The organism is Alteromonas sp. PRIM-21, from assembly GCF_027563165.1.
In the GTDB taxonomy this organism is placed as follows: domain Bacteria; phylum Pseudomonadota; class Gammaproteobacteria; order Enterobacterales; family Alteromonadaceae; genus Alteromonas; species Alteromonas macleodii_A.
This window is the reverse complement of sequence record NZ_JADOEK010000014.1, coordinates 23,787-49,624: the sequence shown is the minus strand read 5'-3', so window position 1 is coordinate 49,624 and position 25,838 is coordinate 23,787. Positions and strand designations below refer to the sequence as shown.

13 protein-coding genes are annotated in these 25,838 nt (G+C 42.3%); 5 read left to right on the top strand and 8 right to left on the bottom strand.

What is annotated here, in order from left to right; translation table 11 throughout:
• Positions 1 to 76 precede the first annotated feature (76 nt).
• On the top strand, positions 77 to 1,336 hold the full coding sequence (locus IW644_RS17105; RefSeq protein WP_269918608.1) for a glycoside hydrolase family 88 protein: 1,260 nt from the start codon (positions 77 to 79) through the stop codon (positions 1,334 to 1,336).
• An 864-nt stretch (positions 1,337 to 2,200) separates the two neighbouring features.
• Here IW644_RS17105 and IW644_RS17100 read toward each other — a convergent pair.
• The 4 genes from IW644_RS17100 to IW644_RS17085 all read right to left on the bottom strand — a co-directional run bounded on the left by IW644_RS17100 (position 2,201) and on the right by IW644_RS17085 (position 7,018).
• Complete coding sequence (locus IW644_RS17100) at positions 2,201 to 2,419, bottom strand: hypothetical protein (protein WP_269918607.1); 219 nt, start codon at positions 2,417 to 2,419, stop codon at positions 2,201 to 2,203.
• 300 nt (positions 2,420 to 2,719) lie between these two features.
• Positions 2,720 to 2,908 carry a hypothetical protein gene (locus IW644_RS17095; protein ID WP_269918606.1) on the bottom strand — a complete coding sequence of 63 codons (189 nt, stop codon included), beginning with the start codon at positions 2,906 to 2,908 and terminating at the stop codon, positions 2,720 to 2,722.
• A 1,028-nt stretch (positions 2,909 to 3,936) separates the two neighbouring features.
• Positions 3,937 to 5,358 carry a cellulase family glycosylhydrolase gene (locus IW644_RS17090; RefSeq protein ID WP_269918605.1) on the bottom strand — a complete coding sequence of 474 codons (1,422 nt, stop codon included), beginning with the start codon at positions 5,356 to 5,358 and terminating at the stop codon, positions 3,937 to 3,939.
• 175 nt (positions 5,359 to 5,533) lie between these two features.
• Positions 5,534 to 7,018, bottom strand: coding sequence for a BNR-4 repeat-containing protein (locus tag IW644_RS17085; RefSeq protein WP_269918604.1), 1,485 nt, complete (start codon positions 7,016 to 7,018; stop codon positions 5,534 to 5,536).
• Between the two features lie 257 nt (positions 7,019 to 7,275).
• Between IW644_RS17085 and IW644_RS17080 the strand changes: the two genes are divergently transcribed.
• Together IW644_RS17080 and IW644_RS17075 are read left to right on the top strand one after the other, a co-directional pair.
• A complete protein-coding gene (locus IW644_RS17080; RefSeq protein WP_442864460.1) occupies positions 7,276 to 8,787 on the top strand; it encodes a BNR-4 repeat-containing protein in 1,512 nt (503 codons plus the stop codon).
• Between the two features lie 77 nt (positions 8,788 to 8,864).
• Positions 8,865 to 10,325, top strand: a complete 1,461-nt coding sequence (locus tag IW644_RS17075; protein WP_269918602.1) for a tetratricopeptide repeat protein — start codon at positions 8,865 to 8,867, stop codon at positions 10,323 to 10,325.
• A 241-nt stretch (positions 10,326 to 10,566) separates the two neighbouring features.
• On the opposite strand, the gene IW644_RS17070 is transcribed toward IW644_RS17075, so the two are convergent.
• The 3 genes from IW644_RS17070 to IW644_RS17060 form a co-directional block, all read right to left on the bottom strand.
• On the bottom strand, positions 10,567 to 12,411 hold the full coding sequence (locus tag IW644_RS17070) for a tetratricopeptide repeat-containing diguanylate cyclase (RefSeq protein WP_269918601.1): 1,845 nt from the start codon (positions 12,409 to 12,411) through the stop codon (positions 10,567 to 10,569).
• A gap of 259 nt (positions 12,412 to 12,670) precedes the next feature.
• Positions 12,671 to 15,778 (bottom strand): glycoside hydrolase family 2 TIM barrel-domain containing protein, encoded by a 3,108-nt coding sequence (locus tag IW644_RS17065; RefSeq protein WP_269918600.1) that lies wholly within the window; start codon positions 15,776 to 15,778, stop codon positions 12,671 to 12,673.
• A gap of 52 nt (positions 15,779 to 15,830) precedes the next feature.
• On the bottom strand, positions 15,831 to 18,398 hold the full coding sequence (locus tag IW644_RS17060; RefSeq protein WP_269918599.1) for a heparin lyase I family protein: 2,568 nt from the start codon (positions 18,396 to 18,398) through the stop codon (positions 15,831 to 15,833).
• 155 nt (positions 18,399 to 18,553) lie between these two features.
• On the opposite strand from IW644_RS17060, the gene IW644_RS17055 reads away from it, so the two are divergent.
• Both IW644_RS17055 and IW644_RS17050 read left to right on the top strand, forming a co-directional pair.
• A complete protein-coding gene (locus tag IW644_RS17055) occupies positions 18,554 to 21,844 on the top strand; it encodes a glycosyl hydrolase (RefSeq protein ID WP_269918598.1) in 3,291 nt (1,096 codons plus the stop codon).
• 116 nt (positions 21,845 to 21,960) lie between these two features.
• The gene (locus IW644_RS17050) at positions 21,961 to 24,531 is read left to right on the top strand and encodes a heparinase II/III domain-containing protein (RefSeq protein ID WP_269918597.1); all 2,571 of its coding nucleotides are present in this window, start codon (positions 21,961 to 21,963) and stop codon (positions 24,529 to 24,531) included.
• Positions 24,532 to 24,692: 161 nt separating this feature from the next.
• On the opposite strand, the gene IW644_RS17045 is transcribed toward IW644_RS17050, so the two are convergent.
• Positions 24,693 to 25,838, bottom strand: coding sequence for a DUF1501 domain-containing protein (locus IW644_RS17045; protein ID WP_269918596.1), 1,146 nt, complete (start codon positions 25,836 to 25,838; stop codon positions 24,693 to 24,695).

Genomic DNA, 25,838 nt, shown 5'->3' with positions numbered 1-25,838 from the left:
ATGATTGTTTTTGATGATTTAGTCTGAATTATTCGTTATTCTGTTGAACAATATTAGTTACCACGGTATGTATTGGATGAACAAAAAACAACAGATTATAACTTCCATGTTAGCCGCGTGCATTATATCGGCATGCAGCGCTACGGATAAGCAAGCCAGCGCGCCGGCCATAGAAGAAACAGTACCTAACACAGTTACTTATTCAAAGAAAATTGATTGGCCGGAAAATAATGCTAAATTTTGCGCAGCAGCATTAGATCATGCGACTATTCAGTACGACGGTTTTAGAAAAGCTTATACCGACACTAAAAATGTGCCCAGATCATATAGCCAGGGAAAAGTAAGGTTAGAGCCCATGCTAGGTTGGACTACTGGTTTTGTCGCTGGGAGCTTTTGGAATTTATACGAGCATAACCAAAATCAAAGTTGGCTAGACACGGCAACTGAATGGACAACTGCGCTAGAGAAGAATCAATTCAATCGCAAAACCCATGATATTGGTTTTATCATCTACGACAGTTTCGGAAATGGCCTGCGATTAACCGACAATAAAGAGTACGAGGCGGTTATTGTAAATGCAGCTAAAACCTTGATGGAACGTTACAACCCCAAAATCGGCGTTACCTATTCTTGGAGTTGGGGAACATGGGAATTCCCGGTTATTATCGACAACATGATGAATCTAGAGTTGTTGTATCGCGCATCTGAAATCACCGGTGACCCTGTTTACCGTAATGCTGCTATCAGTCATGCAACTATCACGATGGAACACCATTTTCGTGATGACTACAGTTCATTCCACTTAGTTAATTACGACAGAGAAACGGGTAAGCCCAACTGGAAACAAACTTTCCAAGGTATTGCTGACGATTCGTCATGGTCGCGCGGACAAGGTTGGGGGTTGTATGGTTACACCATGTCATATCGATTTACCCAAGACGAAAAGTTTTTAGAACATGCAAAGGGTATCGCAAACTATATTCTTAACCACCCGAATATGCCCGATGATTTAGTGCCTTATTTTGACTACGATGCACCAAAACATGAAGGGACAACCTTGTACCGAGATTCGTCTGCTGCTTCGTTGGTAGCAAGTGCGTTGCTTGAACTATCAACGTTTGTTGAAGGTGCCGAGTCAGAGCGTTACTACGATGCTGCTATGAAAATGCTACGGACACTATCGTCACCAGCCTATCTCGCTGATATTGGCGAAAACGGCCACTTCTTGTTAAAACAGGCAACGGGTAATTTTCCTGCGAATGATGAATTAAATTCGTCGTTAAATTACGGTGATTATTATTATCTGCAAGCGTTGAATCGTTGCAAGGTGATGTAGCATAACGAGCGATAACTAATGTTACTAAACCCGCGCGTTTAGCGCGGGTTGAACAAAATCTACTTAATTTAATAAGTCTCTGGGGACGACTTCGCGATCCGTTTTCATTTTTCGAAAAAAGAGGGTTCTTGCTCAAAAAACGTATAATACCTTCGCGTGGGTATGCGGTTTGCCAATTTCGGCATTAATCAGTTTATATCGGGTGGAATTTCGAATTTTGGGGGGGAGAGTCGCTTCTTAATATCTTTTTTCTATAAATCCCAACACGAAAAAGTAATCCGTCAGTAAAAACTAGTTGCAGATTGCACACTGAATGCCGAAAACGGTAATCCGTCAGTAAAAACTAGTTGCAGATTGCACACGAAATGCCGAAAACGGTAATCCGTCAGTAAAAACTAGTTGCAGAATGCACACGGAATGCCGAAAACGGTAATCCGTCAGTAAAAACTAGTTGCAGATTGCACACTGAATGCCGAAAACGGTAATCCGTCAGTAAAAACTAGTTGCAGATTGCACACGAAATGCCGAAAACGGTAATCCGTCAGTAAAAACTAGTTGCAGAATGCACAGGGAATGCCGAAAACGGTAATCCGTCAGTAAAAACTAGTTGCAGATTGCACAGGGAATGCCGAAAACGGTAATCCGTCAGTAAAAACTAGTTGCAGATTGCACACGGAATACCGAAAACGGTAATCCGTCAGTAAAAACTAGTTGCAGGTTGTACACGGAATGCCGAAAACGGTAATCCGGCAGTAAAAACTAGTAGCCGTCACGTAAACCCGATTTAAGTAAGCCTTACAGGTTGGAGCAGATAAACATTAGTTGTATTTCCTGAACAACGCAGCTTGTTCTGATAAGTTATTATTACCGCTGCTCAAGGAGAGAAACACCTTCATTATACTTTTCAGAAAGTTCGTTAATGAGTCCGACTTCCTCATCACTGAGCAAACCTTGATGGAGGTATTTAATTCTTTTACGAATGTAAAAAAAAAGTACACTTTCTTCAATTTCGTCTGTATTGAAATCCCATAAAATTAGCGCTATCTCAGGGTACTGAGATAATAAAAATATCCTTTCCGACATAAACATTTCCTCCCCCCCGACTTTGATTTTTGTTCTGGTATCGCTTTTTGAGGAAGTAGCGTAAATATCTTCCAATACTTAATTATCAACACACGGTATGATACGCCAATGCTCCTATTTTTTGCCATTTAAAAGCACTCCGCAACTATTTTTTCAATAAAAATCATGATGTTGCATATCATATACATAATATGCAACACCTCAAATACAAAACGCTATTGGTGCTGGTTTCGTGTCTCAATAGTTGACAAGGCCGAGCTTATCAAACGTTTTAAAAGTAGTTTCAGTAGGCGCTTTCACTTATTCAAGAAGCTGAATGGTGTCAATGACGTACAAATCTGCTCCATGCCCATTATCTAATTCTGGGAAGAGCTTAAGAGTATAGGCTATAACGTCGTAAGCATCGCCCAACTCTTCTATAATTGTCTCTACCGAATGTAAAACGGACTGTGGGTATTCAATAAACTGAATTCGACTAAAAGCAAACAACAGTCATTCGTCCTAACATCTGCATTTAATTTATATCATTTTTCCTAAAGAACTTACGCTTCAAGAATTTGATCAGCTATACCGCTCTTGATGTAATATTGAAATAGCGGACTTGTAACGAGGCGTTCATCAGAGAGATGACAAGCGCCTAAAAAGTTGGGCAGTAGTGCTTTAAGGGGGCAAATGTTCTCCCTAACGGAATAAACACCTAGCCAAACTATCTGTGGATACCTTATATCTGACACTTTTTGGTTCAGAGTCTGGCCTAGCTAAACAGTGGTAAAAGAGTAGCTACTTTGTTGAGACAACTAACTAAGAAAACGTCGTCCTTGCTCTGTCCACAATCATTGAATTCCAACCATTTTTCGCAGACCCCTTGATTTTAATGGGCTTAGCTAGGTACCACAATCTTTATAATGAGTTTTTTAATCCCGAAATAGGTGTTTTCGAGTTGTATTTTTTGCTCTGTCCACAATCATCAAATTCCAACCATTTTTCGTAGGCTCCTTGAGCTTAAAAGGCTCAGCTAGGTACCACAGTTTTCATAATGAGTTCTTTAATCTCCAATTTTTAATCCCAAAATAGGTACTACATTCAGAAACACTTCACATCGTTTGAAATTCTTAACAAAATCTGACTTTTTACAGGATAACTGAAGTGTGTGATTAATAGAGATCGTTTCAATATACTATTACTCTATGAACAAAGAACTTAGACAACGTTTAAAGTGTATTAAGCTTTACGAAGAAAGCAATAACGTGGTCCCTTATAGTCAGTGTGAAATTCCTAAGCTCAGTCTTTGAAAATAGTACGAGCGATGCGAATAGAAAGGTATTCCGGATACGACATTTTATTCAGCATAAAGAAATAGAGTATTTAGTTTTTGAGTGTAAACAGGCGTTACTATGACGTCTCAGTAATAAACTGTTAATCCAAAATTTGGTTCACGATAAATTTCAAATATTAATCAAGCAACTTTATATAACAGTGAGCGAAATAGAGGCAATATCCTTTGGACGCCACTAAGCCTAATTTTTTGCAGCTGGATCTGGCTCCCGGTAAATCCCTGGTTCTATTCTTACATTCACTATCTCATCGTTTGTGGGCCATGCGAGCACAACTAGCTGTTGTCTATCAGCATCCCAGATAAAATCGCTGGGTTTTGTGTTGGCTTTAGATGAATATACGCGGAAACCAGTTTTCATTGGACTGTGCGTAATAATTAAATCGTCGCCTACGTGAACGGAGAATCCATCAGGGTAGTGACGATCTGCGCCCACAAATATTCTTGATGCCCCTTTACTGTTATCGGTTTTGATATTGAGATCTAACGTGCGGGTGGCAAAATGAAACATAAAGTTTTTAATATCGCCAGCAATATACTGCGGGTAGGGGCGAGCAATTATATCGGTGATATATTTTCGCTCTACAGTTCCGTCGGCTTGTTTATCAGAGAAAATAGCCCAAGTCGATTCACCGCCTGGCAAGAAATTTTGGTAGCTACGGTTGCCTAGAAACCAAGCTTTAATTGAACCGACACCCATTTGATCAAAAATTTCTGCAGTACGAATATAAAACTCAATATAGTGCAACTGTTCCTCTACTGATTTGTCGGTAGTAAGTAGCGTGGGAAAGCCCCATTCGCCTACTAAAATTGGCGCTTGAAGTAAGTCCGCTTCTTTATCAAACCGTTCCATAGTTGGAGCGATGTAGTCAATATACTCTTGGTAAATGTGTGGTGCGAAAACAATGTTTTTGCGGTCTACCCTTTTCTTAATCTCCGCGTACTGATTTTTGTTTATTGCTTCACCTTTGTTCATAAAAATAGTTTGAATCAAGAACAACTTTTCGTCGCTGTAGGGCAGTGCGGCATCGATAATTTTTTCGTAGAGCGGAATTAAATAATCGCTAGTTAGCTCGTCATAAGACTGCGTTAGTTCTTTTTTTCTCGGCTCGTTTACCAAGTCGTAGCCGATAACTGCATCGTTGTCTTTAAACGCGTCCCAAATATGTCGCCATGCGCTAATGTACTTTTCTTGAGCATTATTTTGATTGAAGTATAAATCTGGCCATGAAAAACCTTTGGCGCCATATACCGTTAACTTAAACACGGTTTTAATACCGGCTTCTCTTCCAAGGCGCACAGCACGTTTTAAACGGGCCAAGTATTCTGGTTGAAATTTTGAATTGCCGAATGTACTCAATTTACCTAGTTCTAACCTTACAACTTGTACATTGGCGCCCATTCGCACCATGCGGGCATAATCTTCTTGTGAGAAGTTAACTTCTCCACCCGCATCGTTAGTGTTTACTACAAAACCGCGCGGGATCATGTGTCGGCCTGCTTCATCGCGCAGGCCATGTTTAATGTCTTGTGCAAGTACTACATTATTTGCAAAAAGTGGAAGCAGCAAAGTAAGTAGCAGTGCTCTCAATAGTGATTGTGTCATCTAAAAAACCTCTTGTTGTTCCTATTAGTTTCACACCGGCAGAGCGCAAATGAACGGGTTGTTTTCCATGTGCGCGATGGTATCTGTAATAAATGTTACTTTTCGCCTCAAAAGGGTCTGATTTTGAGTTCATAACACCACCGCGCGGTGAACTTTGAAACGAAATTACCTAGCGTTATTTCAACGAAAACACTTGTAGATACAAACTACGCGCATCGCCTGTACCTTCCGAGTCTTTCAGGAAGTAGTAGGCCTTATTGTCTTTAAAAAAGACCACGGCTTTATCGAATGTCGGACCTTGCTTGTGCTCGTAGATAGTAGTGAAAGTTTCTAAGTTATCCTCAGCCTTTGCGATAGCCACATGGCCATTTTTCAACCCAGTAAGATAGACATCATCCCCGTTACTAAACAGTTGCCCACCATACGGGACCTGAACGGTAGTGAAGTCCTTTTGCCCGAATTTGCGAAATGTGTGCAGGTTTATCTCTTCATTGAATTCAAGGTCTACTACTTTACTTATGAAGTGTTCATCGCCACTGTTCGTCACTGTGAAGTCAAATCCGTGAACAATGGATACTTGGTTCTTTTTCTTTGTTTTAGCCCAGTCTCCAGGCTCTTCAATTTGGATGTGCTCAGAAATAGCTAATGGAATTTCAATTGGTTCAGCGTACGCATTTTTCCAATCCGAGACGCCGTGCGGGTCTTCAGAATAAGCGTAGTAGATACCGTTTTGATAAAGGTATTTGTCTGACTTGTTTTTTGAGCGTCGTTGAAACGCTATCCGAAATTTACCGCCTGTGTATTTGAAGTCACCGTATAAACCCCAGTTGTATTCGCTACCATGCTCTGAAGCTAAAACCTGGTTGAAGTCATAATATCCATGCCACTTTCTGCCATCGTAACGGGCAAAAAGCATTTTCCCATTCGCTGAAAATCCGTAGCGCATTTTCATAAACAAATCTCCATCCTTTCCTGTGAAAAAAGCAGGGTAGGTAAGAAGTTTTGTCGTATTGATGTCGTCTATGCCATCGAAGGCTAAATGCTTGTAGTGACCAGCACTGGAGTTGACAAATTGTGCCAAAGTAAATTTGTTGTCTGGCACTGAAGCCGCGCCTTCTAGAGAATAAGAGTAACGAAGATAGTCTTGTGCGAACGCTTCCACTCTGCCGTTGCGATGCATGTCGTAAAGCAAGTGAATTGTATCGTTTACGGGGCTTATGCCCACCGCAATAGTATTGTGTGTTTCGCCTAACCACCATTTGCCTCTAAACCCTGTGTGCTGGTGGGGAAACTGAATCGTTTTAAGCACACCGGTTTGCATGTTGAGGCGAGAAAGCATCACATGCCGATTGTTTTTACCTCCTTGGTACCACGTCATAAATACAAAATGCTTATATACCTTAATGCAGTCACCGTGAGGAGATAATGCATTGCCAAAAATATAATCGTAGCCATCTGGATTATTGGCTGTATGAGAGCCTTTGACTTTATTTCCGTTGAAAAAAAGCGCGTTGTCGGTGACGAGTAATTCTGTATCTAGTTTTACAGTAGCGTAGGTATTTACACTAAAAGATAAGAACCATATAAGAGATATCGTGGCAAGCCTGTCCTTAACGAAGATAGCTAACTCTTTTAATCTTTTTGCGTGATGTAATAGCAAGTTTCGGCCCTCTATCTAAAAGTTGTATGCGTTCTAAGGTTACTTATTTAACGTTTTATGATTAGTTTTTATTCTTGCCCATAATTTGTACTCAATTTCGCGTGACTGAAAGTGGTTATTTTTGAGTGGAAATGGTTTTAATTAAATGTACACTGGTTGTAAGTGTATAGCGAGTGAATCCGATGATTTTGAAACAAAAAATACGTGGCTTGGCGCAGAAAACAAGCGCTCCTGTAAAAGCTATTGCCGTGCTTTCAATGTTAACAGCTTGTGCATTGAGCGATACTGTAGGCTTATCTTCAAATACAAACAAAGCAAGTGGGGTATTTCTAGAGAGCAGTACAAAAATAACAAATGGCGCGCTCCATTTTGATGGTAAAAAGCTCAATCACAAAACCTTCGAAAACCCTTCGACAGGGCCCGAGTACGATTACTTTTTTGGAAGAAATATTTCGGCTCATGGCGATGCGGTCAAACCGTATAAACACTACGTTTTCATGACGTGGTACAAGGGCGGAAAAGAAGAACGCAATGTTATGCTCTCTAGGTTTAACACTAAAACGGGCGTTGTAAAAACTGTTCAGTTTCCCCATCGACACACAGGGTTTCGAGGAAATCCGTTAGTAGGGGAGTCACATAACACGATAGGGTTAGCCGTGAGCCCGAAAAATGGCACTATTCATATGGTTTACGACATGCACGCCTATGTCGACGATGACGCAAGCGGCCGATTTAAAGGAAGGTTTGTTAACGACTTTTTCCGCTACTCTCATTCTGTGGTAGGTGCAGCAGATGTACCGGATGACGAATTTACATTAGAACAGTTTGTAAAAGATACCAGTGAAGTGAGTCAGGGCTCCGATGACTACAAACATTTGACCATGACAGGCAACTTAGCAGATAAAGAGAATTTTTCTGCGCTGACGTACCCTAAATTCTACACAAGTAAAGATGGCGAACTTTTGCATTACATGCGTTGGGGTGGCAATAACAACGGTGCTTATTATTTCAATAAGTACGACGCCGAAAAACAAGTGTGGACACGTTTTACACCTTTCAATCATAAAGACCAAAAAACGCATGGAAATGCGTACGACTGGGGCTTATATGGCCAGATGAAGTACATAAACGGTAAGTTACGCGTAGGCTTTCAGCAACGTAGTGCGAATAATAATGACCGCTACAAGTATCAAAATGGTGTCTACTATGCGTACTCTGACCATCCCGATGGCTTAGGTGAATGGAAAAATGTAGATGGCGAAGACATAACCTGGCCTTTGGTTAACTCTGATGAAATAAAAATCTTTGAGCCTGGTGATTACATCGATCATAAGGAGCCTAACTCCGTATACATTGTACGGGGCTTTGACTGGACGGTTACCGAAAATGAAGATATTCACTTTATTACTCAAGTTCGTTCTACAGATGCGAAACGAAGTGATTATAAGGAGGTGTCGATACATGCATTCAAACCTGCCAACGCAGAAAACTTTACGGTAACGACTGACTTTACCGGAGCCGACTCTATCTACACATCGGGTGATAGTATTTTCATAATCGGACTTAAAAATGGTTATCCGTTTGTTGAAAAAGCTAAAGGTGGTACCAACGCTTTTGAAGTAGTGTACCAGCAAACTACAGGTACGAAGTTCGACCACGGCACTATTCATATTGAAAACGGCAAAGCATATTACTATCTGATGGAGAAAGGGGCTGGAAATGCGCTACCGCTTTATCTACAGGTCATTGATTTAGGTGTTTCTGAGTAAAGCGACGATTCCATTCGGTGTAATTTAGAACACTGAATGGAGTAACGCCACGAATTTTGTGGTAACGGAGAATTAGTATGTTCAGTTTGAAAAAGTACTCTACCATTCTTTTCGCGGGCGTCTTTAGCTTTAATAGTTATGCTGTGAATGTCTTAAAAGCAAATACTGAGTTTAAAAAAGGAAATTACGAAGCTGCGTTGCCCTTGTATGAAGAAGGCGCCAAGTTGGGCAATGCCCATGCTCAGTATCAACTTGGTGTAATGTATTTAAAAGGGCTTGGGGTTAAATCAAGTGCTATATCTTCATTGATATATCTATCGTTGGCGGGTAAGCAAAACTACTATAACGCGCAACGCATTGTTGCAAAAATGCGTTCGTCTTTAGATGAACAAGACCTGTCCCTTCTTGATAAAGCCATAGAAGACGAGCGAGCTGCTCTTGGAAATTATCAGCGCGAGTTTTTACCTGAACTGAATCAACAGAACCTTGATGAGAAAGTAACATTTGACGGAGGTAAGGCTTTAACGCAGAAAGTGTACTTTGAAGAGTTAGTTGAATTTCAGAACTTTGATGATGAGTTACTAAACTCTGGTGGTTTTGATGATTTAGACGGCGGTAAATCTTTAGATACTGCTATTGTGGTGACGAACCCCGGCTTCTTGGTGGTAGAAAATGATGTGGCTAGTGATGGCTCTGTTCGGTACGTACGCGAAATTCAAAAATCTGGAAATGCGAGACGTTTTCTCGACGCTTATAAGCTATTCCCGTTAGGACAGCCTAAACTAGGTGGCGCGTCGACTGATTTTGTCCATCGAGCATATTTGGGAGCGGCCGTTAATGATCAGTTTTATCTCAACGACAACTTGCCTCAATTATATAAAGAAACACGTCGTGTCTTACGAACAGCCAAAAAAGAACCAACACTTGAGTCACTTTACGAATATGCAATGGCGATGGTCATTTTTCCTTGGATGGAAAGTGAAGACAACGAAGCTGAAACATTACTCAAGCAGCTTGCTGAAAAAGGGCACCCAGGCGCTATGTATGAGTACGGTTTACAGTTGTATATGCAGCAGAAAGACATACCTGAAGCAATAAAATGGATAGCTAAAGCGAGCAAATATGGTCTTTCTCGGGCAGAGTATCGTCTGGGCAAACTGTTGCTTGCCAGCCCTTGGGTAATTAACGATGAGAAAAAAGCACTGTTTTGGTTCAATTCTGCAGCAGAAAAAGAAGATAAAGCAGCAGCCTTGCATGTCGCAAAGATAAAACTGACAGCAACGGATGAATCGTTAATAGACGTTGCTGGCGCAATAAAGCATTTAAACGCTACTTCAAGTTCACAAAGCCTAAATCCGGAGTATCAATATTTACTGTCTATCTCTTACAGACTTCGCCCAGAACGCGACTTTAAAAAGTCTGTTGAATTGTTAGAGAAAGCTATTTCGATGGGAATGCGGGCTAATTGGGATACGTCTGAGTGGCAGGCATTGCTGTCAAAGATGTTAGAAGGAAATATCTCGGTTATAGACCTTTAACACAAAGCAGTGCTCAGTAACTTAACAAAGTGGCAAGCGCATTTGTTAGAGGTAAATCCCTCGGCGCGATAGACGACAATTGATTCAGCCACTATTCTAAAAGCGGTTTGTTTATTAGTGGGTGCGGAAATATAATCCGTAATGTTAAAACTTCTTCTTGGTTTATTTCGGCCAAGGCTTGTGGCCTAGTCTGATTAACAACGTCATCCTAGTAATTACTGAAATGATGATGTAGCTCAATCTAGTCTAAACCCTTACTCACGATCTGAGCGCGACCATTCGTTTTCGCTTGGTAAAGCGCCTCATCAGCTTGAGCGATAAGAGATTCGATATCGAGCCCAACTTGGTGTTCAACCATACCAATAGATAGAGTAACGCTTAAGCCTTTAATATTAAGAGCGGCCGGTATTTTTGCGACCTTTTGTTGGAAACGTTCTAACTGTGAAATCGCGTCTTTTAGATTAGTGTGAGGGAATGCAAACAAGAACTCTTCACCACCCACGCGTCCTCGAATATCTGTTGTTCGAAATTCAGCAAGTGCTAATTGCCCAAATGACATCAGCACTTTATCACCCACTTGGTGGCCGAAGGTATCATTTATTTTTTTGAAAAAATCTAAATCAATCATGGCAACAGTAAGCGAGTTGTTGTGGCGATTAGCCAACTCTATTTGCTGATCAATTAATTCAAAGCTGTGCCGGCGTGTTAAAAGTCCAGTTAAACCGTCGGTATTGGCAAGTTTTTCCAGTTTCTTTGCGTGTTGAAGACTCTTGCGATACTGCAGCAAAAACAGAATGCAAATAAGCATTAACAATATTATGACTAAAGCTAATAGCCCCCTGCGTTGTTGGGACGTCTCTAAAAGCTGTTTTTGTATCTGGTTTTCCTGTTGCAGGTAATTGTTCGCAGCTTCTTTTTGAGCTACATCAAATTGAGTTTGTAGTGTCTGCAGCTGCAACGTGTTTTGTCGCCGCAAATAGATATCCTTTGCTTCGTAGCTACCTAACAGTAAAGTGAAAGCCATTTCAAAGTCTTTTAACGCAGCATAAACCTGCGCCAACCTTCGATCTAAATTAATTCTTTGCTCAGGCATCGAGTCTTCGGATGTTAGCGATTTTGCTTGTTGCAAATAAGATTTAGCTAACTCCCAGTTAGACTGTTTTATTGCTATCTCAGCGAGGCCTGAATAACTACTTACTTGCATATCATTGTTATTTGCTTGGGCAAAAATGTCAGCGGCACTGCGGAATAACGCTTCTGCTCGGTTGTTCTGCTTTTGTTGTAAATAAATTCCGGCCATTTCGTTATAGGCGTACGCTATCCCTTGTTGATCGTTTAGCTTAATTGAAAATTGTTCAGCTTCTTTGAGATGAATAAGTGCTTCGTCAAGATTTCCTAACTTACGCAATGATCTGCCAAGGCCATATAAACTAATGCTGATAGCAAGAGGACTATTACTTTTACGATGATGCTCTAATGATTCTTTGTAATATTTGATTGCCTGACTATCTTCGCGTCGATAGTCATAAACGATTGCGATACTATTTGCTATATCACCTGTCGAAATATCAGTGTGATATTCCTTTGAAAGTGAATATGCACTTAACAAGTGTTCCAAAGCGTCGTTATGCTGCCCTAAAGTTAAGTATAACAAGCCAAGTGTAGAGTAGGCTTCAGCTAGCATGTTGTAATCTTCATTTTTCGATGCCCAACCTAATGCATTTTCAGCTAGTACTAAACCGGGCGTGGCGTTCGCCGCGATATCAAATGCATTGGCTTTGGCCAGAGCAAGTGAATGAAACAGCCAAGGCTGTGTGCGTTCTTGAATGAGTTCTAAGCCTTGCTGCGCATGAGAAAGCGACTGGTCAGGAAAAACCAGATTGTAGTAAGCTCGAGATAAAATTAGGTGCGCCTGAGCTTTTTGAATCGGATCGGAGGTGGTGAGTATTTTTGCTTGAACTTTTTCAACTACTTGTTGTGGTTGTGTATTAAGAGAGTCACTGAGGCCCTGCCATTTTGCCCCGAGCTGATATAAGACGAGGGAATTTTGACCTTGCGTATCCGCAATTGCGCAACACGAGACCATTGTCAGACACATCACCCATGTAAAAACATGCAAAATTGCCGACATATTAGTTAGTCTCAGTACAAGCCTTAACACTTTTTCTTTGCCATCCCTGTGAGTAAATCATTTGATTGATTCAATTAAAATATAACTATCATTCAGATAATCCTTTATAAACATGATAGACAATGAAACCGGGGTTTGCTATCAAACAAGCCTTATTTGCGTTGAAGGTTCAGCCCTGTGTGGGTAGACAATAACCGCCTTATTTTCAAAATTTTTACTCAAGCGTAAATTGGTCTATGTTAGGGCCGCTCTCGCCTACGGTTCTAAATTCTATATGGTTGGCGCCTTTTACTAGCGTGAAGCTTACTGCTTGTTCGTCCCACTTACTGTCCCAACTCCCGGTAGGCTCAAATTCAACCATAGCCGCCTTCTTGTCATTTACATAAATAGCAAGAGGCCGCTTCGAGCTTTTGTCGTTGTGCGTGTAACGAAAAACCGCAGTGTATACGCCCTCAGCACCATCGTTTTCGTGGTACCAATACATCGTGCCTTCTTTGTCATTAAAGGTGCCATAAGCCCCTCCATGAACACCGTGAGCGTCTCGCACTGCTGCAGCGCTTTGGCCATATTCTGCGTCTTCGCCCTGTAAGGATAAGCCGCGACCTACCCACATATCGGCTGAGTTTTCATCGCCCCAGAAAAGACCCACACCCTGTCCGAATTGTTGCTTCATTTGAAAGGCAAATCGGCCATTGATAATTATATTTGCGTATACCGTGTCACCATCGTTAACTGCGAAAGGGGTAAGATAAGGTTTCATTTCTTCTTCATTGGGGGTGTTCACGCTATAGCGAACTTGAATTTCTTGGGACGCGATATTTGCAGTGTCAGTGATAGCAATGGTTTGAACATCGATCGCCACCTTGTTCGAGAGCCTTAACGCCTCGTCACCCACGATAGCAGCTATAGTGACAAATTCGCGAGCATTAGGATAAGCAACTTCAACAAACGCGCGGTTTTTTCCCATAAATAAGTGTCGATAATTAGATTTAACACGATTGGTGTGTTCGTAAGGAGAGCCGTTTTCAAGTGCTTTTACTTTTAAACCTTCACTAAAGTGATAATAGGTCTTATGACTCCCATAGGGGTAAAAGTTGTTATTCTTATCAACGGTTTCGGTGGTGATTACTTTCGCAGTATTGAAACCATCCTCAGCGGCATAAGTGTCGATGCTGTGTCTTAGACCAACAGGTGAGCCAGCGGTTTTAATTTCTTTTTCTAAGAGCTTTTTACCGTTCTTGTAACCCACTGCGCGTATTGATCCCGGTGTCCAGGGTACGAACCATTCAGCTTGTATCTCATTGGATTGTTTTCCCGGTTTATCACGGCCAAGGGATTTACCATTTAGAAATAGCTCGACTTCATCAAGATTAGAATAAACCCATACTGGCACCAACGTACCTTCTGTCATCGTTGGATGTGTCCAGCTAGGTAGAATATGAAGCGAAGGTTCATCTAGCCATTGGCTTCGATAAAAGTGGAAAAGGTCTTTCCTAAAGCCGGCTAAATCCAGTGCGCCACCCATAAAAGCAATATAAGGCCAACCTCCGTGTGCTAACCCTGCTTCTCCATGGTAGTCGAAACCGGTCCAACGAAAGTGCCCCGCGTGGTGCGGCAAGTCACGTGCAAGCTCCCAGTTTTTACGTGCACTTATCCGAACTGTAGCATTATCGTAAGAGGAGTTAAGGTGCTGTTTTTGATTCGACCATTCTTTGGGATCTTTCCAGTCGTAAAAAAATATCTCCTTTTCTGTGATATCAGGTAATTCAAACGTGTCGCCTTTAGGACCGTCTCTCCACCACGTCTGGGTGCGATAGTATCCGCGGGTTTGCCAAGTGTGAGGAGCTTCCGTTGATACGAAAGGACGGTCAAAGCGTCGTTCGAAGAAGCTCTTGTTTTCTGACCCTCCGTTAATACCTATTACATCGAGTCCCTCCTTATTGGTAGAACCAGAGGTAACAAGTCGAGTTGGGTCATGTTTTTTCACAGCAGCAGCAAGCTCAGTAACAATGTCACCGTGCGTCTCATTACCTACACTGTAAATGATGATTGAAGGGTGATTTCTATTGCGTGTAACCCACTCAGTTAAGTCTCTCTCCCACCACTCATCGAAATGATATCGGCCGTAGTCGTGACGAGCCTTTTGTTTCCATCCGTCAAATACTTCATCCATCACCATTATGCCTAGCTCGTCACACAGCTCATAAAACATGGTGGGGTAGGGGTTGTGCCCGGTACGAATGGCGTTGACTCCCATTTCTTTTAGAAGGCTTAATTTCCATCTTAGAAGTGGCTTCGTCCAAGCGCCTCCAACAGGCCCTCCTTCATAGTGTTCGGCCACGCCCTGAATCTTCACATTTTCGCCGTTTATCCAGAAGCCCGTATCTGTCTTCCATTCGATATCACGAACGCCAAATTTTGCTATTTGAGAGTCAATGACGTTTCCGTTATCTAAAAGAGTTAGCGATAACCTATACAAATATGCATTATGCGGCTTCCAGCGTTTAGCACCGGACAAGTTGAAAGATAGGGCATACTCCGTCTTTTCATTTTCGACGTTGCTAACTTTTTTAAGCGGGGTGAGGTGCGTTAATATCTGTTTATTATCTTGATCGTATACAGCGTACTGAAGCTCATACTCAGAAATATTCTGGGCGTTGTCATTTACTACAAAGCTAACAGCGACCTCTGTTTCTTGGCCGACGCTGGGAGTATGGATAAATAACGAGTTATGTTTAATATGGACAGGGTTGAGGATAGCTAGTTTGACTGGTGCATAGATACCGCCTGGGTGATACCACCTGGCTGATGGTTGCAGTTCGTTATCTACTCGCAAGCTAATAACATTGTCTCCCTGCTTTAAATACTTGCTTAACTCATATTGAAAACTGATGTAACCGTACGGTCTATTCCCAAGATGGTGCCCGTTAATCCACACCTCACTGTTCATATATACGCCGTCGAACTGAAGCCAGATTTGTTTACCTTGCCAGCTTGTGTCGTACACGAAATGCTTTCTATACCAAGCTGTCCCTCCTCCGTGATAGCCACCTGACTGTCCTTGAGAACCAGACTTATTTACGCCCTCTTCAAATATATAGTCATGAGGTACGTCTAGCTTTTTCCAACCGCTATCGTTGAAGTTTTCATTTTTAAAGATTTCATTGTCATCAAGCTTAAACAGCCAGTCTTCATTAAAGCTTATGGTTTGTCTTGCGGCGTTTGCAGCAAATTCTTCGGCTGATAGTAGTGCGTTAAATAAGGTCAGGGCCAAAAACAAAAAGCATGTCAGGCGGTTATTATTTAAAACATTACGCGTCATTGTTATGGCCCTTTTTTAAGCTATATAAAAATTATGTTGTTACCTGAAATGCTTACTTAGATAGCCGAGGCGCTACATCCTCGTAAGTGGCGTCAGTTGCATCAGTCATCCGAATCTCATCAAGATATAAATAATGGTCGTTCTGCATACCGCTCAAATCACCGTTAAAATACATTCCCCACGATGGGTAAATGCCTTTATCATCGTTATATCCAAATCGGATGTTTTGTTTATCTAATACCTTTTTGCCATCAACCCAAAGTTCTAGAAAACCGGTGCTAGCTTGTGTGTAGTCAACTTTGGCGTGAAGAACGAAGTCGACCCAACGGTCTAGATAAGCTTGTTTTTTACCTGGTATTTCAAAATGAGCAGTACCATCACCATGTCGGGTAGGGCTTAGTTCGTGAGGGTCCCATTTCCAAGCCCCTCGCATGCCCTCTGGAGTGAGAGTCAAGGAAAAAGGTGGGTTTCGGGAATGCTCTTTTAATCGTTTATCGGCGCTACCGTGAATCTGAAAGAACAACCAATTGTTCGGTTCATTACGCGTGCCTTCGCTAGGAAAATAGAAACTAAAGCCGTACCATGCTTCAGCGCCTAAAACTTTGCTGGTTTTAAAGCCATGAAACATCGCTTTTCTATCTACGTTATCGATCTTTTGAGGATCTCCATTGTAGGAAGCTGGCGCTTTATGCTTCCAATACAATTTTGCTGAGTAATCACCGCTACGAACAATATTTTGTTCTAGCGAAAACGCGGAGTCAGTTTGTAGTTGATTAAACATGAAATTTTTCGCGAGCGCGTTGTCTAGGCCTGGTGTAAAACCGCGAGGAGAGGCCGCATTCCAGCCTCCATTTTCAAACGATTCATGAAACAGTGTTGCGTCAGTTGCGCCGTCGACACCAGTCGAGGCGAGCTGACCCGGTCGCTGAAACTCACCTTCATGCCAAAGGTATAAGCGTTGGGCTGCCCCCTTTTTAATATTTAAAATAACACCTATATTGAGTCCAGCATCATCTTTGATTGCTTCCATCTGTATACGCGTATTATCAAGTGCTAAATGGGCATTGACGACTTTCCAGTCAGTACCGTTTGAACTTTCCACAGTGGAGAAATAGGTTGTGCCATCTGCGTCGCGATACACAGTAACAGCGGTGTGTTTACCTGATGGCGTGCCTAACACTACCAAATCGAGAATATTAGAAATTGACTTATTTTCTTCATCTTTTAGCGTTCTGTTTACCGTACCTGGCATAGGTAAACTATGTTGCCATTGACCGTTGTTAAAGGCTGCCATTCGCCACTCGCGGTAAGCTTTAGTGCGAGCCTCATAAGCTACTGCTGGCTGACCACTTTTTAAAATGACTGGAGAAGTACCAAATGGCGTTTCCTCTCTATCTGTTGAATCGAACGCCAGCATTTTGTCGTTCGCCACATCAATTGTGATCGGAAGGTCAATGTTTTCACCTTGCGCGTTAAAGAATAGCCCGCTGTTTGTATCTAAACGCATGTAATAGGCGTTAATGCGGGCATAGGTTTCTTTATCGTGAATTTCTAAGAAGTTACATTCGTGCCATAGAAAGCTAATGGCTATCTCTGTATCTGAGATTTTAAGCGGGTTGATGTAAAACGTATCAACATTAATGGGCTCGTCTGATTGAGGCGTTGGCCAAGTAATAATGACAGGCTTCTCAAAACGTTTAGTTCCGGCAGGCATCTTATAATAGACCCATGGGGACTTATGAGTTCCAGCCCGCGTAAATAAGTAGATATCGCCATTACCCATCTTATAGCTTTTAGTGTATGACGCAAAAGGCGTAATATCATCTACGTATTTGAACTCGCTAATATCATAAGGTTTTTTAGATACAACATGCAGCATTCTACCGCCAGCGTGAGGCGTGTCGATAGAAAGCGGATTGAGCCCATCCTCACGTTCTCCACCATGCCCGCCATAGACTATGTGTAGGTAGCCTTGCGTATCCATTTCTATGATTGGCCGGCCGTGACTATCAATCTTTCTATCGCCTTTTGATAAGGTACTTTCGGCGGCTCTGAAAGGTCCTTTCCATTCTTGCGTTACAACATCATAGCTGGCGACGTATGGGTCAGTTAACTTACCTTGATAGGTGATATATAGCGTATCCCCATCAAGGTATTGCCATCCGCGATGAGGATTTCCAGGCAAATTTTCAGTAAAGTGACCTTTTGGTAGCTTTGGTAGAGCATCAGGAAGAGTTTTTTTGGACCCTAGGTCTTCTTTTACAAGAGGGTAAATATTTTCGAATTTCTTTCCCTCTTTGAACCCGTCATAAATTTGTTGATATTCCGGATACTGTCCATAGAGGTATTGATCAACGCGCCATTGCCAGTACTGTTTACTTGCAGGATCCGAAGGCTCTATTTGTGCTCTTAAGGCTGAAAAAACGTCGTCGGTTTTAGAGTACTTGGCAATCAGAGCTGCTCTTTGTGTGTAGAAGTCATTTTCCGAAATCGTTTCTTTGGGGGTCTCTGTTGGGGCGCAAGCCGCAGTTAAAAAGCTTATTGCCAACCCGAAAGCGGCGGTTTTGAATAAACCAGCACTTTTTAATCGAACTATCGTGGCCTTCTTCTTAATTTTCATTTTATTTCATCTCAATGAGAGTCGTCACCGTTGCCCTATTCTTCTGTTTCAAAGACAGCGATGTTGAGTTATATTCAATCACATGTAATCACAATGTAACAAAATTAGTCACCATGAATCAAAATCAATTTGTTTTTGTGTTAAAAAATGTCTTTGTGTTATTTTTTTTTATAGCAGTTGTGTTTATCGTCACCCCATTGAAAACGCTGGCGCAGTCTGTTTTAGAGTCGGAGTTCGCATCGCCTGAGCCATCCTATCTTCCTAAAACTTGGATGCATGCGATGAACGGCAATATGAGCAAAGAAGGGTTTACCGAGGACTTCAAAGCTATGCGAGATGCAGGCATTGGAGGGGCAATCTTCTTTCATGTTCATAGACGTAACTGGCCATATTCTTCCCGCGGCCCCATTAGATTTGATACTGACGAATTTTATGAACATTTAATTCATGCCGCCGAGCAAGCAGATAAACAAGGTATTGAGTTTGGTATTCACAATTCCGACGGGTGGACGTCGAGCGGTGGTCCATGGGTAACGCCAGAACAGTCAATGAAACGGTTGACGTGGTCAGAACTAAGCGTAAGTGGTAAGCAAATCTTAGTCCCCCCTCAGCCCGGATATGCAGAGCAGCTTTATCGTGATGTCGCTATTATTGCCATACCCAAAGATAAGTATGTATCAGGCAATCATTTTAGACACGCCAAGATCACTACTTCTGATAAAACTCTCGATGCTAGTGTTTTAAAAGATAGCGATTGGGATACTGAACTGACCTTTTCAAAAAATGAAGATGACGTCTATTGGGTACAGGTAGAGGTGGACAAGCCGTCTACACTCAGAAGCCTGCAGATAGAGACCCCAAATCGACATGGCGATGCTTCTCTTTGGGTATCGGATGATGGAGAAAACTTTCGCCGCGTTGTAGAGAAACTACGTAGACCAAGAACTGGTGCCAGAATGTGGGCTTTCAGCCCACAATTGGTGACTGACAAGAATGATGGTTTTAATGCCAAGTATTTTCGCGTTGTATTTGATAAACCTATTACCATCAAGCGTTTCGACTTGTGGTCAACGCCGCGTATGGATAACTGGCTTTCAATGAACTCTATGGAACGAGGAAAGTTAAGCTTAGCACCGAGTATAGCGCCTGATGCCTTGATTAGGCGTGATGACATTGTTGTATTGAATAGAGGAGAACTGCCGCCAGAAGGTGTAAATGTGCCTGATGGTGACTGGCAACTTTTACGTTTTGGATACACCAGCACGGGTGCTTTTAATGTGCCTGCTACGGTGGAAGGAGAAGGTTTAGAAGTTGATAAATTTGATGCCGAAGCCTTGCGTTTTCACTTTGAACAATTTGTTGGAAAAGTGATGGAAGGAGCCAAAGACGCCGGTATCAAATCACTTAAAACGGTCGAGATTGATAGCTACGAAGTGGGTGGGCAAAACTGGACTGATGATATAGCGCAAAGTTTTGAACACAAGTTTGGCTATGACTTTATTCCGTGGTTACCTGTTATGACTGGCCGAGTTATTGAGTCGCCTGAACATACGGGAGCTGTTTTACAAGAATTTAGACAGCATCAGTCAGACCTAATGGTAGAAAACTACTTCGGTGAATTTACCCGTTTAGCAAACGAATATGGGCTTGAATCCTATATTGAGCCTTACGGATGGGGGCCCTTTGACGAACTCGCTGCAGGTGGAAAAGCAGACCGCTTGATGGGGGAATTCTGGGTACGCGAGAAAGAGTACAACGGTCGCATTATGGCTGCCATTTCGTCAGCGCATATTTATGGTAAAAAAGTGGTTTCGGCTGAGTCGTTCACATCCATCAATACGGTAAATTGGTATGGACACCCTTACTTCTACAAGCATTACGGTGACGAAATGTGGGCGCGGGGCATCAACGAAACCATGTTTCATCGATTTGCCCATCAACCGAATAACCATATAAAACCTGGCATGACAATGGATTCTATCGGTTCTCACATCGATAGAACGCAAACATGGTGGAACAATGGCGGCAAAGTGTGGTTTAAATATTTAGCCAGAGGCTCTTATTTACTCCAACAGGGCGTACCAGAGGCAGACTTCCTTGTGCATTTAGGCGATGTGGCGCCTCTTAGAGTGGGTAACTCTAACAACACTTCTGTGCCCAATGGCTACGGCTACGATTACACCAACACAGATGTTTTACTTAACCGCGCAAGTGTAAAAGATGGCATGTTAGTGCTTCCCGAGGGCACCAGCTACAAAGCGTTACATTTGTACAAAACTGAGTATTTACACTTTAAAACGTTGCAGCGCATTGAAGAGCTAGTCGCTGCAGGTGCAACTGTTATTGGCGACAGGCCCAAGCATGTTATTGGTTACAGTGAGTGGGCGTACCAAAATGAGTTCGACCAGATTGTAAAGTCACTATGGGGCGATGAAGAGAATAATGCACCTCGATTAAATCGCTACAAAAAAGGGGTCGTTAGTAGCTATTCGTTAGACGAATCAATCGACGTATTGGAGATGGAGGCTGATTTCGAAATTAATGGCGAACCAGCACAATTTTTTGCGCACAGACGAATTGGGCCAAACGATCTTTATTATTTCTACAATGACGACCCTGAATTCAAACGTGTCGAAATAAGTCTACGTGAGGGAAAGGGGACGCCGGAAATATGGAATGTGGATGATGGCACCATAGAGAAAATTAAAGACTTCCAAATAAACAACTCTCGACTCACAGCTAAGCTTTCTTTAGAGCCATTTGCATCTAGGTTTATTTTTATTCGACGTGATGATGAAAGCCCAATATATAAAGGCAATCATAGTTCAAAGATCGATGATATTTACGTACGAAAGAGTGAGCATGAGACTATTTACACATTCAGCAGACCATGGCTTGTCAAATTTGATCAAGCATGGGCAGGGCCAGGCGAGGTTACGTTTGATGAACTTATAGATTGGACAGATAGTGACATCGAAGGCATTAAGTATTATTCCGGTACAGCCCAATATCAAACTACTTTTCAATTAGACCGCGATCGATTAGTAAAAACGGGTCCAGCATATTTGGACTTGGGAAACGTACAACAAATTGCTGAGGTTACAGTGAACGGTCAAGAATTCGAAACCTTGTGGAAGCCTCCTTTTGTTCTAAATATTCAAAGCGCATTAAAGTCCGGTGGTAATACGCTTAAAATTTCGGTGACAAATACGTGGGTAAACCGACTTATTGGGGATGAAGCATATCCAGACACCAGCGGTTATTCGATGACTGGCGATACTGTGCCCTGGCTGGTCGAAAATAGACCTCCACCTCAAAGTCAGCGTGTCACTTTCACTGGATTCAATTTCTTTGTTAAACAACCGAAAAAGCTGCAACCATCTGGCTTGATTGGACCTGTAAGGCTTCTAAAGATGAAAAAAACGTCTGGTGAAGAAATTCACTAGAGCCAGTCGTGCATCGGCTTGTTACGTGGTAAATGCAGTTTAATCTGAACGTCATTGTGAAGAGAATTTTTGATTTTTGTACTGAAGCAGCAAGTATTTGCAGAAGAGTATCCTAGATGAAATTAACAATAAAATGGGCAGTATGCCTACTTGCAGTTGTAACCTGCACCGGCGAAGTTAGCGCTCAGAATGTTGTGCGCCCTTCTATTTGGGTGACACCATCCGAAAGACAAACGATATTAAACAAAATTGAGCGCAACGAATGGGCAGAAAAGCTTTTTCGTAGTTTACAAAGCCGTGCTGATGCAGCAACGTCGCTCACATTTGAAGAAAGGCGAGAAAAACTTTTGGACTTACCCTTAGTATGGTCACAAAGTTCGGAAAACAAACAGGCGCCGACCTTAGTCACTTACACAAAAGGTTTAGGTAATCAAAGCGACGATAAGCTTAGGTGGGGGTATCCCAGAGAGCCCCAAGAAAAGATGCTTAAAGGCATTCAAGACGCAGTTGACTGCTCAGTGCTTTATTACCTCACCCAACAGGATAAGTACGCAACATGCGCAGCTGACATACTAGCCGTCTTTATAAATGCACTTGTGCAGATACCGGTGAATGAAAATGGGTTTATGAATAGCGGGTGGATGTATCAGGACGATCATCTATTGGAGGCAAGATTGGTAGGCGCGCAATTACCTATAATCTATGACTTCGTGTATCCGTTTCTAAAAAATGGCGGGCAAGTCTTAGATGTTGCATCTAATCAGTTGGTGGATTTTGACTTTTCCGCAGCACAAAAAGTGTTCGAAACCTATGTTTATCTGGCACTTAACCGTGGGTTACTTGAGTCAAACTGGCCTGTATTAGAGTCGTCGAGCCTATTACATAACATTCATGCACACGATGACCCACAAAAGGTTGCCGAACTACTACCTTACTATTTAGATAAAAACACTCAGCATCAAGCTTCTTTGGCGATGATTGCCGAGATGTTTAAAGAACCCGGAGATATTTGGCCCGAATCAATTAGCTATTCTAAACACGTAACTTCTTTAAGCGTGTACCTGATGACTTTAATTGACCGTAAGTACCCTCACTACAAAGTGGGTTCTCTCTACAGTAACATCCCTCAGTCATTAACTGCGATGTACAACTTACAGTTTCCTAATGACGGTTATCCTTATTTTGGCGACACAAACCGTTTTATGGATGTTGATTTTCAAGCATATGAAATGGCATTGCAATTGGCTAAACTCAACGACAATCAAGAGCAGATAGCCCAATTTTCAGGTGTGTTGAGGGGAAGTCTTCAAAATGGTGAGTATGATAGAGGCACGTTGCCAGAACGGGACTATTACCCAAGCCCCTATATTTTACCATTAACACTGCTCTGGTCGCTTGATTTACAGGAGTTAGAGCTGCTATCTACAGACAAGTCAACAGTAAAAAAGCCTCTGCGTCCTCGTAGTAGTCAACTGCCTCATGCTGGTCTAACTATTCAACGCAACCGAAGCCAAATAGATCCAGAGAAAAACAGTCTTATGACATGGGTCGGCGGCGGTAGCTACATTCACGGTCATGCTTCAGGCATGGATATGGAATTGTACGGCCAAGGCTACGTGTTAGGCATTGATGGAGGCAAAGGCACCTATCGCACTGACATTCATGAAAACTACTATCGTCTGTTTGCAGCCCATAATACCGTGATTAGTAACGGTGCTTCAGGAAGCCATGGAGGGTGGATTAACATGGGTATTGATCAAGTAAAGACAATTGCAATGGAACCCGCCATTAATATGCAAGGCGTTTCACCCAACCATTCTTTTGCTACCACTGAATTTTATGACGAGTTTAACCTTGTTGCCCCGGCTCAGCATCAACGAACAATGGCGCTCATCCAAGTTAACGACAAACAGGGGTATTACGTTGATATATTTAGAGCCAAATCGAACGCGTCAAAAGAGTTTCACGATTATGTGTATCACAACATTGGCGATACCATGGATGTGGTAAGCAATGGTAAAAAAGTAGAGTTGGCGGCAGAACCAGAAAGGTATCAAGACTCTGACAAAATAAAGTGGGAAAAACATAAGGCTTACCAGCATCCCGGTTGGCACTTTTTCAATGATGTGCAAAGCGGTAAGGTGAGTAACCAGAACTTTCAGGTTACTTTTACTGCTTATGAACTTGAGCCGCATCCAATCATCATGGAGGCATTTATTCCCCAAGATTCAAACATTCAGTTTACTCAGGTCAATGCGCCGCCATCTAGCGCTGCTGCTAAGCCATACAATAAGAAACCATTACCCACATTTTTACTGCGTCGACAAGGCGAAGCTTGGGAAAACCCTTTTACGGTTGTATACGAGCCTTATACTCAGGATGGTCGGCATCAGGGGGCTGTACGAAAGGTAGAGCGGCTGATGGATAAAAAGATGTTTAAGGGGGTGAAGGTGACACTCAATGTGGATGGTGAATATCTCCATCAGTATGTGCTTGTGCAAAACGAAGACGATGATGTCTATAATAACTTAGCGCTGGATATACATTTTACTGGTCGCTTTGCTGTGATTACTGTGAACTCGACAGGTGAATTGTTGAATGCATATATCGGCAAAGGTCACGCTTTGCGTTACCAAGATATCTCGCTAAAAACAGACAAAAACCAAGCTATATTTAAGACGTTTTAGCGAACGGGAGCTTCATGGTGGGCTTTTATTCCATCAGCTCGGTACCGGTAATGTCTAGGTAGCGTGTGTTAAGTAACCAACGTTTACTGCGACCTATTCTTGGCTGATAACGCTCACTATTTTCGAAGCCGCTTTCTGTTCACCCTGCGGCACTTAGAAAATTATTCTCTCGTAAAAAGCTCGCAGTCATATGTTGGATGATCAGGAAATATAGCTCCTGCTTGACTCAAGGTAAGTCCAAGGTGTTGTTTTATAGCGGTAGATATCCAAGAAAACGTATTCGTCGTTGGAGCAAGGTCGCGCTTCTCGAAAAGAGCGTCATCTGAAAGCCCAGGCCACGTTCCATGGACCGAGCCTCCTAAATGAGAGCCACCCGCAATAAACATACTGCTGGCTGTGCCATGATCTGTGCCGCCTGTTCCATTTTGTCGCACTGTTCTTCCAAACTCGGACGTGACTAAAACAAGGGTGTTTTTCCAGTCTTTGCCTAATCCTTTCTTTAGTTGCGCGATGCCGTCATCTAATTGCCCTAACTCCCGGGATAATCTGGCATTCTGGGCTTTGTGGGTATCCCAGCCTCCCGACTCTATCATTACAAACTGAATGTTTGGTTTTGATTGCATTATGTCAGCACATTCACTGCATAATTTAGAAAAAGAGGCAGATGGGCGCTTCTTGCTATCACTCATTAAGGCACTTTTTATTTCTGTGCCAGAGGTCAGCGCTTTGGTCAGCTTTTCGTCATATTGATAAAGCGCAACGAGATCATCGGTTAAGCTGTCTATCGAATTGTCAAAATTGGATGGGTAAAAGTTGCGTCCTCGTGAAGAATCTCTGAATGCCAAAGGTGTTGACTTTGATATTGCAATGCCTTCAGTACCAAGAGTGTCCATAGCGCGACCAAGCCAACCAGATTGAAGGTTAGGAGCCCCTAAACCGCTTTCAAGATAATCTTGACCATCGAAGTGGGAGCGACCTTTATAGCCTGTAGAAGTTGCCACAATACACGATAGTTCTTTGCGCATGAATAAATCATGCACATTAATTAGCGACGGATGAAGTTTGTATTGATCATCTAATGAAAAAGCGTTTTCAAGCCCAGTCGCTAAATCTGGGCGAAGAGAGATGAGGTTCTTCTCAAAGGCTGGAATAATAGTATGTAGGCTGTCAACAGCGCCTCGTTGCAGTATCCATATCACACGCTTTAATGGTTTTGCCTTTTTTACTTCATTAACTGCGTACAATGTTGGAGAGTGAAGCATAATTGCACCGCTCGCTAAGAGCTTTAATAATGCACGTCTTTGCAT